Origin of the sequence: Rhizobium sp. CF142 (assembly GCF_000281145.1) — a bacterium.
Classification (GTDB): Bacteria; Pseudomonadota; Alphaproteobacteria; order Rhizobiales; family Rhizobiaceae; genus Rhizobium.
The window spans coordinates 1-15163 of the sequence record NZ_AJWE01000102.1 but is presented as its reverse complement, the minus strand read 5'-3'; the positions used below and the strand labels follow the sequence as shown (position 1 = coordinate 15163).

Genomic DNA, 15163 nt, shown 5'->3' with positions numbered 1-15163 from the left:
GCATCCCATGCCAAAGAAGCAAAACCCCATGATCGTCGGCCAGCCGGTCCTGATCGTCGTCGACATCCAGAAAGTCGGTTTCGACGATGATGGCTCGATCCCCCTGATGCCGGGCATAATCGAGCGCATGCGCAAGGCGCGTACCGTCATCGATGCCGCCCGCGAAGGCGGCGTGCCGATCATCTTCCTGCAGGAAAGCCACCGCAGGAGCGGCGTCGATTACGGCCGCGAAATGGATGGCGACGAAGACATGCACCTGCGCGAAGACTGGGAGGGCACCAAGATCGCCGCCGAGGAAGTCGGCCTGCGCGACGACGATTACGTGATCGTCAAGCGCCGTTATTCCGGCTTTATCGGTACCGACCTGCAGATCCTGCTGCGTGGCCTGAAAGCTGAGACGCTGATCCTCGTCGGCGGCCTCACGAATATCTGCGTCCATTATACCTTCGCGGACGGCCACCAGTCCGACTACCATTGCCGCGTCGTCGAGGATTGCGTCGCGGGATCCTCGATCGAGGCGCATGACGCCGCGCTCGCCAATATGGAATATCTGCAGCATGGCGCCCGCCGCACCGCCGCAGAAATCAACCAAGCATTCCTCGCCTTCAAACAGGGGAAGGCTGCCTGACATGCAGGATCGCATGAAGACGGAAACACGCCGCATCTGGTCGGGGCTTGCCGCAGAAATAGAGCAACTGTTTGCGGAGATGTGGAACGTGCCGGAACTGCCGGCGCTGGAATACAAGTCGCAGGCGATCCTCTGCGGCTTCATCGAACGGCACGGTTTTTCGGTCGAGCGCGGCGTCGGCGGCGTGCCGACCTCTTTCATCGCCCGCATCGCCAAAGGCGACGGCCCGAAAGTCGGCATCCTGATCGAATACGATGCGCTGCCGAGCCTCTACAATGACGCGGTTCCCTACCGGCAGGGCAATCGTCGCCTGCCCGGCCATGGCTGCGGCCACAATCACATCGGCCCGGCCAATACCGGCGCCGGCATCGCCGCCGCAAAGGCGATGATCGAACTCGGCCTGCCTGGCGAGATCGTCATCGTCGGTTGCCCGGCCGAGGAGATCGGTTGGGGCAAGCTTGCGCTGCAGGCAGCCGGCGTGTTTGACGGGCTCGACCTCGTCCTGACCTCGCACGGCGACTACCAGAACGGCTCGCTTGCCCGGCCATGCCATGCCATGGCGAGCGGCGAATTCAAATTCATCGGCGAAAGCGCCCATGGCGGCAAGACTGCCACCCGCAACGCACTGCTAGCCGCAGAAGCTGCCTACGCGGAATTCGACAGCCTCCGCAAGGAGGTTCCCGGCCTCCAACTGAAGCACGTCTATCGCTTCGCGGGCATTACACCCGGCGTGACGCCCGAGGAAGTGCGCCTCTGGTCCTCCGTTCGGCATCATGACTTCGACATAGTGCAGCAAGGTTACCAGCTGATGCTCGACACCTACAGCCGGATCGCTGCCGAACAAGGCGTCGAACTGGTGGCCGAACAGATCGCCAATTGCCGCGGTTATCTCGGCAATGACACCGTCGGACGCGTACTGGATACGTGCCTGAGGGAAATCGGTCCGCCGCGCTGGACCGAAACCGATATCGAATGGATGGAGCAGCTTTCCGCCGCCTGTGATCCCGGCAAACCTTTCAAGCTGCATCGTGAACTCGAATATTTCGACACTGGCATCGATTATTACGGCCAGGATGACGGCGACATCAGTTGGCATATCCCGCTCGGACGGGTTAACTGGGCCTATCCAGACAATGTGCCGATCCATCACTGGGCATGGACAGCGCTGTCAGGACATTCGTCGAGCAGTCCGGGGCCGCTGATGGCGTCGGAAGCGCTTGCCATGGGCGCGATCACATTGCTGGCATCGCCGGAAACGATCGCTACCGCCAAGGCGGAACTTAGCAAACGCACCGGCGGCAAGCGTATTCCCGAACCGGCACCGACGATTTCCGACGTGCTGGCAAAGGATCCGCAGTCCTTCTGGGACGCGACCTGGGCGCGCTGAAGCGCCGCTCATCATGGTATAAAGGCTGATACCCGGGAGGAACGAATGAAGGGCATGCTTGACGACTTCCGCATATTCGAACCCTATCCAGGCATATTCGCCTATTATGACGGGCGCATCGCCGGCAAGCGGCTCTATTCGGAAGGGCCCAACTGGCTCGACGACGGCGCCTTCAGCCTCGGCATCGCATCCTATGCGATCGTCGATGGCAATGAGGCGCTCGTCTACGACACTCACATAAGCCTAGACCATGCCCGCGCCATCCGCGCCCATCTGGAAGCGCGAGACATATCGAAGATCACGGTCGTCCTCAGCCATTTCCACAACGACCATATCGCCGGCAACGAGGTATTTGCCGATTGCATCATCGTCGCGAATGGCGCGACCGCCCGGCTTCTCGAAGCGGAAAAACCGCGCATCGCTGCCCGCCTGCCGAAGATCGATCCTGTCATCATGCCAAGCAGCCTGTTCGACGGCAACCGGTCGATCACGGTCGGAAGCCGCGCGATTGAACTCCACGAGTTCAACATCCACAGTCCCGATGCGACGATCCTATGGCTGCCTGAGGAGCGGCTTCTGTTTGCCGGCGACACACTCGAAGACACCGTCACCTACATAACGGATGCTGCCGCCCTGCCGCAGCATCTGGAAGAACTGAAACGTCTGCGTTCCTTTCCCATCGCCCGTATCCTCCCCTGCCATGGCGATCCGGATCGTATTTTAGCAGGCGGCTACGAGCCTTCCTTCATCGACGCGACGATCCGGTATGTCGAGGCGATGAGTGACGAGGCGCCAGAACCGGAGATCTGGCGCAAGCCTCTGGCCGAAGCGGTCAGTGAGGATGTGAAAAGCGGCGCGCTGATCTACATCCCCGCCTATGAAGATGTGCATGCCTCTAATATCGCATTGCTGAAGACCTTCCGAGAAAGGTGAGGCGTTTACGAACGCTCTCCAACGACATCCACTACCCTGACGGACCCGGCCTGGGCGATGAACCGGATTTATGGAGCGTCCTTGAACAAGCGGCACGTGGGATCAGACTGAAGTTTCGGGTTCATGCAGGCTATGCCGGTCTGCAATCTCATGCTGATGTGCAATCCGATCGAGCCTCTGCCCCGACCCCCTCGCATGATGGTCTTGATGAGATTCGAACTGCCAGACTGGGAACTTCCGACAACATTATCGTTCACCTCGAAGCAAGATCGGGTGACTGCATCGACGCTCGAAAACGTGGCCGAGGACATGGGAATGCTGCCGCTACCTCTGGCAACAGACAAAGCCCTGGCGGCCGTTCTGGCGCAGACAATCGAGCGAGGTGGCTTCGCTATCGATGATCTCAACCGCCAGATCTACCAGATGACCATCCGGCAAGCAGATGGCAACGTAGCACGGGCAGCCCGTATGCTGGGGCTCAGTCGGGCCCAGTTCGCCTATCGGCTGGGTCAGATCAGCAACGGAAGGAGCCGCTGAAGCAATGCTGCCGCTGCCAATTCCCAAGCTATGAGCGATTTCGGCGGGTGCTTCAATCCAAAAACGTCTTCCTCAAGCGATGAATATGAGCAGCACCGATGCCGCAGCAGCCACCGATTATTGTCGCACCCGCTTCGACCCAGGAGCAGGCATAACGCGAATAGGCATCGTCATTCAGATCGTTGCGGGTGTCGTGCAGGCCTTCATTGGCGGCTGCGTCGCCCTGTTCCCCTTCGAAGGCATTGGCATAGACGCCGATTTCGAGGTGAGCGTCCATCTTCCGGAACACGCGCGCTGCCGTCTCCACGGCCGACTGCATGACCTCGGGCTTGCTGCAGTTGAACAGGAGGGCTTCAGCACCCGTTGACGCCGCCCAGAATGCCGCGTCCTCGACCCTTTCTTCAGAGCGGAGCTTCGGTTCTCCGCCCTTTATGGCTGCCTCGTCATCCGCCACCGTGAAGGAAATCCAGAACGGCTTGCCTGATGTCGCTACCGCCTTACAGACAGCCTCTGCCTCGGCAATCAGGCTCAACGTCTCGCCGAGCCATATATCGACGAAGGGGCCGAGGTTTTCGACAAGCACCTCGAGATAATCCTGCACCCGCGAAGGCTGAAAATTCTGCGGCTCGTACGAGCCGAAGATCGGCGGCAGCGAACCGGCAACCAGCACCTTCCGATCCGTAACGGCATCGGCTGCCTCGCGCGCCAGGCGACCTGCGAGACGGATCAGCGCCGGCCCTTCCTTCCAAAACCGGTCCTCGCCGATGTGAAAGGGCACGAGCGCATAGCTGTTTGTCGTAACGACCTCAGACCCGGCGGCGATGAATTCCTGGTGTACGTTGCGGACGATATCCGGCGAGTTGATCAGCGCCAATGCCGACCATTCCGGTTGTTTCAGTTCCGCGCCTAGCCGCAGCAGCTCGCGGCTCATGCCGCCATCGAGAATTCGGGTCGTGCTCACGAAGAGGTCTCCATTCAGTCTGTCGCACCGTGACCGGCGGCGATCTTTTCATAACAAAGTGGGCGAGGTGCAGATGGTTCGTGTGTAGGCGAGGTCATGGCCAGTCCTTTTCCATCGGCCTAGCGACGAACCGGCACCTGTGCTTCGAAACCTCGAAAGATGCGGGCGATCACTGCGGTCAGGGCGAGATAGAAGAGGGTGACGACCAGCAGCGGTTCATAGACGAGCAGCGTGTCCTGCCGAACCTTGTTCGCCACAGCATAGAGATCCATCACCGTCACCGTAAAAGCGAGCGGCGTCGCCTTGAGCTGCATGACGATCTCTCCCGCAATGGTCGGCAGGGCGATGCGAATGGCGCGCGGCAGCCAGATGCGACGGGTCAGCATCCAGGGCGACAGGCCGAAGGCTCGGCCGGCTTCGAGTTCCCCCTTGGGAACGGCAAGCAGCGCGCCGCGCAACACCTCGGCCTCATAGGCGGCATAGTTCAGCGTGAAACTGACGGCGGCAAAGAAGAAGCCCTCGCGCAAGACCGGCCAGAACAGGCTCTGGCGGATGCCGGGGATCATGGGGAGCAGCGAGCCCACCCCATAGTAGAGAAGCCACAGCTGTATCAATAAAGGTGTGCCGCGGAAGAAGGTGCAGTAGCTGCTGGCAAGCATCCGTGTCAGCCCGCCGCCGCTGACCTGCGCGAAGGCGAGACCGATGGCGATGACGAAGCCGAACACCACTGATATCACCAGCAGGCAAACCGTCTGCCAGGCGCCCGTCAGAAGCAGCGGCCAATAGGAAGAGATCCAGGTGAAACTCATAGGGCGCTTTCTTCAGGCAAGGCGCGGCTGCCCTCGCCGTACCCGTCCCTCGATCAGTTTGACGACGACGTTGGAAACGAGCGTGATGGCGAGATAGAGAAGGGCCGAAGCGAGGAAAAAGATGAAGTAGTGCTTGGTGCTTGCCCCTGCAAGACGGGTGGCGAGCGCCAGTTCCTGATAGCCGACGACCGCGACCAGCGCGCTGTCCTTGGTGACCGACATCCACAGATTGGCAAGACCCGGCAGGGCGTTTGGCAGGAGCGCCGGCAGCAAGACCCGGCGGAACCTCAGCATCGGTCCCATGCCGAAGGCCTTGGCGGCATCGATCTGGCCGACAGGAATGGCGAGGATCGCGCCGCGCAGCACCTCGGTCATGTAGGCACCCTGAACGAAACCCAGCACTGTGACGGCCGCGACGAAGCCGTTCACATTGACCGGTGGCAGGTCCAAGGCAGCTAGGAGCCGGTTCAGGCCATCGGTGCCGGCATAATAAAGCCCGACGATCAGGATCAGCTCCGGAACGGCGCGGATCAGCGTGGTGTAGAAATCGAGCAGCAAGCGGAGCGCGCGATTGCCCGAGAGCTTTCCAAGCGCACCACCCGTGCCGAGCAGCAGGCCGATCGTGAAGGCGCAAGCCGAGATGGCGACCGTGGAAACCGCACCTGCCAGAAGAACGCCGCCCCATCCCGGAGGATAGGGAGACAGCAGGTCCAGAATACCTTGTTGCGCGGTCGCCATTATTAGGACTGCTTACTTTGCGCCGTAGATGTCGAAATCGAAGTATTTCTTGGTGATGGTGTCATACTGGCCGCTTGCCCGGACTGCCGATATCGCCGCGTTCAGCTTGGCTTTCAGCTCCGTGTCTTCCTTGCGCAGGCCACCCGAAACGCCGGCGCCGAGAATTTCCTTGTCATCGGCGACGTCACCCATCTTGGCGCAGCAATCCTTGCCACCATCGCTCTTGAGGAAAGCGTCAAGCGCCAGCGAATCGCCAAAGACATAGTCGATACGGCCGGAGGCGAGATCCTGAAAAGCCTCGTCGAGCGTCTGGTAGGTTTTTTCCTCAGCAGCCTCGGCGAAATACTTCTTGTAATATTCCGACTGGATCGTCGACACCTGGATGCCGATGGTCTTGCCCTTCACGTCCTCGGCAGTGGCGCCCGGCTTCTGGTCCTTGGGACCGATCAAGGTGCTCGGCGTGTTGTAATATTTGTCGGTGAAGTCGATCACCTTCGAGCGTTCCGCGGTGTTCGACATCGATGACCAGATCACGTCGAACTTTTTGCTCTGGAGAGCCGGAATGAGGCCATCCCAGGAAATGTCGACGATCGAGCATTTCTCCTTCATCTCTTCGCATACGGCATTCATCAGGTCGATTTCCCATCCCTGCCATTGGCCCGACGCGTCCTTGGCGAAGAAGGGGGGATAGGATTCGTTCATGACTCCAAAGCGGACTTCGGCCTGTGCGGTGACGGCGGAAAGCACGAGTGCCGCGCCGGCGAAAAGCGTGGGGAGCAGTTTCATTCGCAGGATTCTCCTGATTTGTGTTGTCGATGAGAGTTCGCGCATCAGTTGGCGCTGAGACCGGTAAATTCCCGGCAGCGGGCGCTCACCGGCGCCCCGAATATCTGCTCCGGCGGACCTTCTTCCTCGATCCGTCCCTGATGCAGGAAGAGAACACGGCTCGAGACATCCCTGGCGAAGCGCATTTCATGCGTGACGATCAGCATGGTCCGGCCTTCTTCCGCGAGATCACGGATGACCTTCAGAACTTCTCCGACCAGCTCCGGATCAAGCGCCGATGTCGGCTCGTCAAACAGCATGACATCAGGGTCCACGCAGAGTGCTCTTGCAATCGCCGCGCGTTGCTGCTGACCGCCGGAAAGGAAAGCGGGATAGGCGTGGCGTTTGTCGAAGAGCCCGACCTTGTGGAGCAGTGCCTCGGCCTTTTCGACAGCCTCACGCCGCGAAATGCCCATGACGTGTACCGGCGCCTCGATGACGTTTTCCAGCACCGTCCGATGGGCCCAGAGATTGAAACTCTGGAAGACCATTCCGAGCCCGGTCCGCAGCCGCTCGATCTGCCGCCAGCTGCGCGGCTGCAGCCGTCCGCCCCGACCAGTCTTCAGCACAATCTCCTGGCCGTTGACCGCAATCCGGCCACGATCCGGCATTTCCAGGAAATTGATGCATCTGAGGAAGGTGCTCTTGCCGGAGCCCGACGAACCGATGATCGAAATCACATCGGACTTGTGGGCCTCAGTCGAAATACCCTTGAGAACCTCTTGCGAGCCGAAGCTTTTATGAAGATCTTCGACGCGAAGAGCAGGAAAGGGTTGATCCGACATGCATGGTTCCGGCTGAACTGAATTTGCGAAGGATAATGATAAAATAACGCGGTTTTTTCGCGCAATTTTCATCCATTCTGCATATTTTATGCAAAATAATCTTCCTCACGCGGCAAATGCGGCAGAACGCCTGAAGTGCTACGGCAAGAATTGGACTGGACAATGGAACAACTGGATCGCTTTGACCGTGACATTCTCGATATCGTTCAGCGCGACTGCCAGCTGAAAGCCGAAACGATTGCCGAACGGGTCGGGCTATCGGTCTCGGCCGTGCAGAGGCGGTTGAAGCGCCTGCGCGAGGAGGGGATCATCAAGGCGGAGGTGGCCGTCGTCGACCGCAAGGCCACGGGGACATCGATGGTGTTCATCGTCGGAATGGAGATCGAGCGGGATAATTACGACGCGCTGGCGAAGTTCCGCCTCTGGGCAGAGAAGCAGGATCACATACAGCAGGTCTATTACGTCACAGGCGCGGTCGATCTGATCGCGATCGTCACCGCCCGCGACGTCGAACACTATGACGACATCGCGGCCCTGATCATGGCGGAAAACCCGCAGATCCGCCGCATGCACACGAATGTCGTGCTGCGAGACGTCAAGCTCGGGCTCTTCGTTCCCCTTGAATAACGCGCAAGCAATGGTCCCACCATCATTGGTTTGGGCCGCGGAGGGGTCCCAGCAGGCTCTAACGGCGGCGTCAGTTTCCGCTGTGAGGTTTCTGTGCCTGTGTATCTATATCGCCGATAGAGCGCTCCAGATCGATTGGACACCAATGCGATCCTCCGCGTCAGCATTCGGACGTGCTTCAAATCTTGGCAGGCGGCCGTCGTTTTGAGGATCTATCTGCGCAGATTGATGTTTCACGCAGCCTGAGACGAATTCCCAATTCACCCCAGCGGGATCGGCCGGGCCGATCAGGTCCGAGCGTGCTTCCAGGAGCCTCCGGGGCTGGGACGAGCCTGTTGGGATCAGCCATTTATTGGGTGGCAATCAAGGCCCAACCGAACCTTGACGGTTCATTCCTCAGGTACGCCCTCAAGAAGGCCATCATAGACATCCATGAGCGCGTTGGTGATCGCCTGACCCAGGGCGTTTCCGGCTTGGCGAACATCGTCATCGGTGCCGTCCCGTGCTGCCCTTGCAAGCTCGAAGCCCTGGTCGCCGACGATCTGCTTGGCCATTTCGATTGCCCATTGTCCGAAATCGCCGCGGTTGTCGATCTTGATTGTGTCGTTCATGCGCTGGGCTCCTGTGATCAGCAGCGAGGATTTACCCACTCGCGCGGGGAAAGGCCAGCCTCCGACGTGGCTTGATCTGTCCAGGATCGAACGTTCTTGTGAACTGCGACACTTATTCGGCCGTCTGGATATGATTTCAAATCGAGAACCAAGCTGCGGATGCGGGATTTGCCGGCGCTCTACTCTAATCCGATTTTTTCAAGATTATTGTCGATTTGCGAAAGGCTGCTTCGTTGTCAATATGAGCGGGCTTGTTCAGCGGCAATGGTGCCAGCGTCTCGCTACCGGAGGAATCTTCCCATGCGTTTCATGTCTATCGTCACGTCCACCGATTCGATGCATCCGACGCCCGAGCTTATCGAGGCTATCGGCAAGCTTGCCGATCGGGAAATCAAGGCCGGCCGCATGCTCGACACCGCAGGGCTGATGCCGCTTGCGACTGGTGCCCGCGTCACGATCCGTGAGGGCAAGCTGGATGTTATCGACGGACCTTTCGTCGAGGCCAAGGAGGTCGTCGGCGGTTATGCGATCTTCGAACTGCAAAGCAAGGAGGAGGCCGTGGCGCTGGCAGTCGAGTTCATGCAGCTGCACAAGGATTTCATGCCCGGCTGGGAAGGCACGTGTGAAGTGCGTGCCTATTTTGAACCGGGTGCGGAGGGGATCTGCGATCCGCTCGCCGAAGCAAGGGCATGACCCTTTCGACCCGTAATCGGGACGGATGGCCGTGACGGTCGCCGGCACCCATCAAACGATCCTGGCGGTCTGGCGGATCGAACAGCCGCGGCTTATCACCAGCCTGGCACGATTGCTGCGCGACGTGCCGCTGGCCGAGGATCTTACGCAGGAAACGCTGATTGTAGCCCTGGAACGATGGCCGAAGACGGGAATCCCCGAGCGGCCCGGCGCATGGCTCATGACCACTGCCAAGCGTCGGGCGCTCGATCATCTGCGGCATCGCCGGATGCTGAAACAGAAGCACGAGATGATCGTCCGGGAAATGGAGGCAGAAGAGCAGATCATGCCCGATCTAGACACTCCTCTGGATGACGATATCGGCGATGAAATGTTGCGCCTGATATTCACGGCGTGCCATCCGCTGATCTCGCGCGAGGCGCGTGTGGCTCTGGCCTTGCGGATGATCTGCGGCCTGACGACATCAGAAATCGCTCGGGCATTTCTGGTGACGGAAGCGGCGATCGCCCAACGCATCGTCCGCGCCAAGAAGGCATTGTCGGACTCGGGGCTGGGCTATGAGACGCCGCGTGGCGAGCAGCTGTCGCAGCGTCTCGCCTCGGTACTGGAAGTCATCTACCTGATCTTCAACGAGGGTTACACTGCCGCCCGCGGTGACAACTGGTTTCGGCTGCAATTGTGCAATGACGCACTGCGGCTGGGCCGGATCCTAACGTCAGTGGCGCCGCGGGAGCCGGAGGCGCACGCTTTGCTGGCTTTGATGGAGCTAAACGCGTCCCGTGCTGCGGCGCGCACGGATGCTGCCGGCAATCCGATCCTGCTGCTCGAACAAAATCGCGGCCGCTGGGATCAGTTGCAGATTCAGCGCGGGTTGAAGGCATTGATGCGGGCACAAGAGCTTGACGGCGCCGGCGGGATCTATGCCCTGCAGGCCGCGATCATCGCATGTCACGCAAAAGCGATGAGCGCCGATGAAACCGATTGGAGGCGGATCGCTGATCTCTATGCGGAACTTGCCGGGCTTCTGCGTTCGCCGATCGTCGAACTCAATCGAGCCGTGGCCATCGGCATGGTCGAAGGCCCCGAGGCGGCACTGGACATCATTGAAAGCCTGCGCGATGAGCCTGCATTGAAGAACTATCATCTTCTGCCCAGCGTCCGCGGCGATCTTCTTTATAAGCTTGGCCGATACGACGAAGCACGGCGAGCCTTTGAAGCGGCAGCCGCGCTTGCCGAAAATAACAGGGAGCGTGATTTCCTCATGCGCCGTGCTGGCGAAGCTGCCGCAGCAGCAAAGGGTTGATCCGGCTGAGAAGCAACTCTTTTGCTTTAAGCTATTCATAGTCTGAAGGCGGCCCCAATCGGCCTCCGCCGTTTATCACGGCCAGCGACACCGGCTTGCCTCTTCTATTGCCCCGTCATTCCTGCCTGAATGTCCAGGCAACCGTGCTTGCCTCCTGCTCCCGCGAGACCAGCCAGAAGATCCCTCCACCGCTCGTCATGCTTTGCGACGTCATCCTGCTGAGCCCAGAGCTCGACTTTCTTTGCTGCGGCCTCGTCCTGATAGGTTTCCGCGACATCGCTGTGCAGCGCCAAAACCAGCGTTTCGACGTCTCGGGCAGACAGGATCTCGGTCTCCGACAAGCTCTTGGGATTGGTGAATGAGAGCGAATTGGGAAGCAGCCAATGCGTCCCGATTCCGCCATCCCGGAAAACGCGCGGCATGGTGATCTCGTGGATGCTGACTCCAGAATTGTGATCGCAATAGAGCTTTTCGATCGCGGAACGAAGCTCCGTCTCGAGGCCGAGGCCCAACTGGCCCCCGGCACCGAGCACCGAGCCAAAACCGAAGCTCTCGCTATAGCGGCCGGCAGGCGCCGAAACATCGGCGATGACGACGTGCAGCGGCGGCAGTGCCTGCGGTGGTTGCGGCGCTGAGCGGAACGCATCGCGGATGGCGTAGTAGAGCGTCATGGCGCCACGGTTTTCGACCGCTCCGCCATCGGTCACCCAGTATCGTGTCCTTGCTTCGCCGGATGCTTCGATGTCGATTGCAGCATCGGGAAAGACCGGCGGAAAGTTTGCGCTCAGGGCTGCGGCGCGCGCAATCGACATGTCCGCATTGTCGAGTGTGACGAGCTGCATGTGCAGCGATCCGTCGTCCGGCGGAGACGCAGGCGCGGCAAGATTGGTGAGCACCAGCCGTCCGCCCGCCTGGGCAGCATCCAGAAATTGGCGGCAGCGTGTCGCTCTCTCGGGAAGCGAAAGGCTCCGATCGGCCTGACAGGAGGGGCTGTCATCGGAAAAAGATCCGACGATCGCAGTGTTGAGCATCAGGCCGAAGGACGGCGCTTCCATCGTCCCGGCACCCATATGACAGACGAAGGATTCAGCGAGAATCGCGCCCAGCCTCGAGCGTGCGGGTATCCAGCCTGTCACGTCTTCATCCGGCCGTTGAGCTTCGCGGCAGGCCGAGGGCGCCCAATGCCAGCGCCCGAAGGCGAAGCGCATGTCGCTCGCGCCATCGATTACCTGTTCGATGAAGGGCAGCGCCATGGCTTGCGAAAAATCATCCCATGCCTTGACGTCCATGCTGTCGCGCGGCCGGCGAAGTTCCTGCTCGTGAAGCGCGAAATAGCCGAGCGCGGCACTGCCGCCCGAGACGCCGCTGACCAGGACGACATTGCAGATCTGGTCGCGCTCGGCCAGCCCCCTGAGAAGCGAGGCTGTGTAGATCGCCGCACGCGTGCCGCCACCGGAGGCGACGACTGCAATTCTCGGCGTTGTGGGCTGGAGCGGACCGCAGCCGCCATTGGGTTGACCGCTTTCGAACAGGAATGATGCCGGCGGCTTGCCCACATGCCGTTCGGAGCGGATCGCAAGTTCCGGCGGCTGGATCGCCCTGAGGAAGCTGAAGACGGCGGGACCGCCGATGAGGCCGTAGGCCAGGGCGCCGACGAGGGCGGGATAGACGAGCGTCGAGCGCTGGAAATTGCGCAGGCTCGCAAGCAGGTCCCCGGCCGGAACCTCTTCGGCGGGCAGGCGCTCCAGCTGCGCGCGAAACTGCGCGAGCACTTCCGCCGGCGTCATGAACTGAATCGCCCGGTCAGACGCGGCCTTGGTCCGCTGCTGGTACTGATCCTCGTAGCGGCCCTCGATCTTCAGGCGCCCCGCGCCGTGCAGCGCGATTGTCCGGCCTTGGTTGCGGACCGTGCTCAAGGTCTCGCTGCCTTCATAGTCGTAAGCGATTTCGACAGGAGTGATCGTCTGCCGCTCCCTGTCCATGAGACGCATGAGCCGGCGCGCGACGAAGTGATCGCACCAGAAGGCATAGTACCAGGCGACGGCATAGGCGAAGGCGATATAGCGCATCAGCGTCGTATTGCCGTAGCCTTCGGAGCCGGCGTTGAAGAGATAGGTGATGTAATGGACGTCAGCGAGGCGAAGCACTGCGACGACAATGACGAGAACGCTGATGACCCGCTGCGGGCCAATGAAGAAAAGACGCCCGATCGTCTGCAGGATTTCCATCAACCGGTCGAACAGGATGCCGAGGAAAAGGGCGATCCATGCGGCAATACCGGTCACCACGAAAGCGTACCAGAGATAGTGATCGGGCACGAACAGGGTCAGCAGCGATCCAGGCAGAAGCAGCTCGACCGGATAGCGGATTGGGGCGATGACAAGGGCCGACACCAGCGCGGCAATCGGTCCGCGGCCCATGAAATCGTAGCGATTCTTGGGCAGGAAAAGCTCCACTTTCGGCAGGCTGTCGGCAAGCCCGCCACCTGCATTGGAGCGGAATAGGCACCGCGAGAGCAGCCAGGCCGCCGGCAGCGCAAGCACGAGTGCGCAGACGATCACGGCGCCGATATGCAGGCGGGGCCGTGCCGTCATCATGCCGTAGGTTTCCGGGCGAGAATTGATGATGAGAAGCGCGGCAAGGACCGCAAGGATCACCAGCTGTCCGGCGAGTAGGTACTGGTTGAAGATCGCTTGCCGGCCAGCAGCCGCATGCAGCAGGAAAAGAAGCGCGAACCCGATCGCAAACAGACCGAGATTGCCCCAGCGCATCTCGACGGTCGGACCGAGCGCCATGGCGAGGGTCAGAATGCCCGCGAGCAGCGGCACGAACCAGGCATAGCCGTCGGGGGCGAGCCATCGCCACGCGAGGCGCCGCCCCTTCGGCAGCGGCTGGTTGAGCCAGGCATCAAACGTTCGCCATAAGCGAACGAAACCTCGGACATGTTCGCCGAGCCAGTTGTAGATGCTCGCTTCCCGATGGGGATGGGGTTCGTCCATCAGCGTGTTTCCAGTTGGCTATCGCAGAGAATGACGTCGGCCGCTTTCTCGGCGACCATGTAGACGGCAGTGGCAAGGAAGTAGCCGGGAATGCGGGGAAAGACCGAAGCATCAACGACGCGTAGGCCTTCGATGCCGTGCACCCTGAAGCGGCTGTCGAGCACGCTGCCATCTTCGCGGGAGCCGATGGCGCAGGTGCCGCAGGCATGATGGCCCCAGGCGTTTTCGGCGACATAGCGGCGAAGCGCCTCGTCGCTCTCGTTCTGCCGGCCGGGTTCCTCTTCGCTTGCGATGAGATCGTCCATCGCATCGTTGACCTTCCTGACGAAACGGATGGCATGGACGACGGCATCGAGATCGAGATCAGAATTGCCGGTTCCCTCGAAGAAGGAATGAAACACGACCGCAGGCAGGGCCGCGGGATCGGTGCTTTTCAGCCGCACCGTTCCGCCCTGGTTTTCGGTATAGGCCTTGAGGATCGCCCAGGTCATGTAATCCGGCTTGCGGATGCGCTCGGAATAACGAGGATAATAGCCGCGGAAATCAGCCAGTAGCGAAAAGCAATGCAGGTCCGGTTCGCTCAGCGTGTCGCGGGATTTAAGCGTCAGCGAAAACATGACGCCGTTGCTCGTATAGTTGCCGATACGAAATCTGCGCCACCGCCGGAAATGGGCATCGCGCGTCGTATAGGTGGCACCCTTGAGGGCCGACCAGGGTTCGTTTATCCGGCTGACGACACCGATCTCGTAGCGGTCCTGCAGGTTCCGCCCGACGCCTGGAAGCGCCTCGACGACGGTAATCCCGTGCTCGTTGAGATGGCCGGGATCGCCGATACCGGAGAGCATCAAAAGCTGGGGCGAGGCGAAGGCGCCACCGGCCAGGATGATCTCACGGCCGGCCCGAATGACTTCCTCGCGCCCCTCCCCGTTTATGCAGCGAACCGCGACCGCGCGCTTGCCGTCAAATTCGATGCGCGTGACCATGGTGTTCAGGCGAAGCGACAGGCGGTCGGGGTGCCGCTTCATCACGTCGAGCAATCGCTCACGCGGCCCGTGCCTGGTGTGGCGGCGCGTCGAAAGCGGTGTGACACGCACGCCGCAGGCGCCGACGTTCCAGTTACGGCGATCGTTTGGGTCGATCTCGGTCGTCTCCCAATCGGAACCCCGCTTGCCGAAGGCATCGGCCGCCGCGCCGACGCAGCGCAAGAGCGCCCGCCACAGCGGCCAGTCGCGCAAGGCCCGCAGCGGCAGCGCCCGCTCCGTCGTCATCCACCCCCACCATCCGTGTCCCGTCGGATTGAGGCCCGTTGCGGCGGCGAGCCACCGCC

General features: G+C 60.8%; 15 protein-coding genes. 7 read left to right on the top strand and 8 right to left on the bottom strand.

Going from position 1 to position 15163, the window contains the following annotated elements; translation table 11 throughout:
- Window positions 1-7: 7 nt before the first annotated feature.
- From PMI11_RS23230 to PMI11_RS23215, 4 genes are all read left to right on the top strand, one after another.
- The gene (locus tag PMI11_RS23230; RefSeq protein WP_007822003.1) at window positions 8-628 is read left to right on the top strand and encodes a cysteine hydrolase family protein; all 621 of its coding nucleotides are present in this window, start codon (window positions 8-10) and stop codon (window positions 626-628) included.
- A gap of 13 nt (window positions 629-641) precedes the next feature.
- Complete coding sequence (locus PMI11_RS23225; protein WP_244430658.1) at window positions 642-2015, top strand: amidohydrolase; 1374 nt, start codon at window positions 642-644, stop codon at window positions 2013-2015.
- A gap of 45 nt (window positions 2016-2060) precedes the next feature.
- A complete protein-coding gene (locus PMI11_RS23220) occupies window positions 2061-2948 on the top strand; it encodes an MBL fold metallo-hydrolase (protein WP_007821996.1) in 888 nt (295 codons plus the stop codon).
- 207 nt (window positions 2949-3155) lie between these two features.
- Window positions 3156-3485, top strand: coding sequence for a helix-turn-helix domain-containing protein (locus tag PMI11_RS23215; protein WP_157179678.1), 330 nt, complete (start codon window positions 3156-3158; stop codon window positions 3483-3485).
- Window positions 3486-3537: 52 nt separating this feature from the next.
- Here the strand turns inward: PMI11_RS23215 and PMI11_RS23210 are convergent, their stop codons facing one another.
- From PMI11_RS23210 to PMI11_RS23190, 5 genes are all read right to left on the bottom strand, one after another.
- Window positions 3538-4446 (bottom strand): homocysteine S-methyltransferase family protein, encoded by a 909-nt coding sequence (locus PMI11_RS23210; protein ID WP_007821992.1) that lies wholly within the window; start codon window positions 4444-4446, stop codon window positions 3538-3540.
- Between the two features lie 119 nt (window positions 4447-4565).
- Window positions 4566-5255: an ABC transporter permease gene (locus PMI11_RS23205; protein WP_007821991.1), complete on the bottom strand. Its 690-nt coding sequence runs from the start codon at window positions 5253-5255 to the stop codon at window positions 4566-4568.
- Window positions 5256-5267: 12 nt separating this feature from the next.
- A complete protein-coding gene (locus PMI11_RS23200) occupies window positions 5268-5993 on the bottom strand; it encodes an ABC transporter permease (RefSeq protein ID WP_007821989.1) in 726 nt (241 codons plus the stop codon).
- A 12-nt stretch (window positions 5994-6005) separates the two neighbouring features.
- Window positions 6006-6779, bottom strand: coding sequence for a transporter substrate-binding domain-containing protein (locus tag PMI11_RS23195; protein ID WP_007821987.1), 774 nt, complete (start codon window positions 6777-6779; stop codon window positions 6006-6008).
- 44 nt (window positions 6780-6823) lie between these two features.
- On the bottom strand, window positions 6824-7603 hold the full coding sequence (locus PMI11_RS23190) for an ABC transporter ATP-binding protein (protein ID WP_007821985.1): 780 nt from the start codon (window positions 7601-7603) through the stop codon (window positions 6824-6826).
- A gap of 162 nt (window positions 7604-7765) precedes the next feature.
- Here PMI11_RS23190 and PMI11_RS23185 point away from each other — a divergent pair, with 162 nt between their 5' ends.
- Window positions 7766-8230 (top strand): Lrp/AsnC family transcriptional regulator, encoded by a 465-nt coding sequence (locus PMI11_RS23185; RefSeq protein ID WP_007821983.1) that lies wholly within the window; start codon window positions 7766-7768, stop codon window positions 8228-8230.
- Window positions 8231-8619: 389 nt separating this feature from the next.
- Here PMI11_RS23185 and PMI11_RS23180 read toward each other — a convergent pair whose 3' ends face one another.
- Complete coding sequence (locus tag PMI11_RS23180; RefSeq protein ID WP_007821980.1) at window positions 8620-8841, bottom strand: hypothetical protein; 222 nt, start codon at window positions 8839-8841, stop codon at window positions 8620-8622.
- A 300-nt stretch (window positions 8842-9141) separates the two neighbouring features.
- Here PMI11_RS23180 and PMI11_RS23175 point away from each other — a divergent pair, with 300 nt between their 5' ends.
- Together PMI11_RS23175 and PMI11_RS23170 are read left to right on the top strand one after the other, a co-directional pair.
- Complete coding sequence (locus PMI11_RS23175; RefSeq protein ID WP_007821979.1) at window positions 9142-9534, top strand: YciI family protein; 393 nt, start codon at window positions 9142-9144, stop codon at window positions 9532-9534.
- A gap of 31 nt (window positions 9535-9565) precedes the next feature.
- Window positions 9566-10837 carry an RNA polymerase sigma factor gene (locus tag PMI11_RS23170; RefSeq protein ID WP_007821977.1) on the top strand — a complete coding sequence of 424 codons (1272 nt, stop codon included), beginning with the start codon at window positions 9566-9568 and terminating at the stop codon, window positions 10835-10837.
- Between the two features lie 104 nt (window positions 10838-10941).
- Here the strand turns inward: PMI11_RS23170 and PMI11_RS23165 are convergent, their stop codons facing one another.
- Window positions 10942-13836 carry a patatin-like phospholipase family protein gene (locus PMI11_RS23165; protein WP_007821976.1) on the bottom strand — a complete coding sequence of 965 codons (2895 nt, stop codon included), beginning with the start codon at window positions 13834-13836 and terminating at the stop codon, window positions 10942-10944.
- Window positions 13836-15163, bottom strand: a 1328-nt coding sequence (locus PMI11_RS23160) for a GMC family oxidoreductase (RefSeq protein ID WP_007821975.1), incomplete at its 5' end; no start/stop codon positions are given. The genes PMI11_RS23160 and PMI11_RS23165, both read right to left, overlap by 1 nt.

Coding starts and splice junctions, on each gene's coding strand:
- PMI11_RS23200 (WP_007821989.1), bottom strand. CDS start 5,993: ATGGCGACCGCGCAACAAGGTATTCTGGACCTGCTGTCTCCCTATCCT.
- PMI11_RS23180 (WP_007821980.1), bottom strand. CDS start 8,841: ATGAACGACACAATCAAGATCGACAACCGCGGCGATTTCGGACAATGG.
- PMI11_RS23220 (WP_007821996.1), top strand. CDS start 2,061: ATGAAGGGCATGCTTGACGACTTCCGCATATTCGAACCCTATCCAGGC.
- PMI11_RS23195 (WP_007821987.1), bottom strand. CDS start 6,779: ATGAAACTGCTCCCCACGCTTTTCGCCGGCGCGGCACTCGTGCTTTCC.
- PMI11_RS23165 (WP_007821976.1), bottom strand. CDS start 13,836: ATGGACGAACCCCATCCCCATCGGGAAGCGAGCATCTACAACTGGCTC.
- PMI11_RS23175 (WP_007821979.1), top strand. CDS start 9,142: ATGCGTTTCATGTCTATCGTCACGTCCACCGATTCGATGCATCCGACG.
- PMI11_RS23215 (WP_157179678.1), top strand. CDS start 3,156: ATGAGATTCGAACTGCCAGACTGGGAACTTCCGACAACATTATCGTTC.
- PMI11_RS23230 (WP_007822003.1), top strand. CDS start 8: ATGCCAAAGAAGCAAAACCCCATGATCGTCGGCCAGCCGGTCCTGATC.
- PMI11_RS23205 (WP_007821991.1), bottom strand. CDS start 5,255: ATGAGTTTCACCTGGATCTCTTCCTATTGGCCGCTGCTTCTGACGGGC.
- PMI11_RS23190 (WP_007821985.1), bottom strand. CDS start 7,603: ATGTCGGATCAACCCTTTCCTGCTCTTCGCGTCGAAGATCTTCATAAA.
- PMI11_RS23225 (WP_244430658.1), top strand. CDS start 642: ATGAAGACGGAAACACGCCGCATCTGGTCGGGGCTTGCCGCAGAAATA.
- PMI11_RS23185 (WP_007821983.1), top strand. CDS start 7,766: ATGGAACAACTGGATCGCTTTGACCGTGACATTCTCGATATCGTTCAG.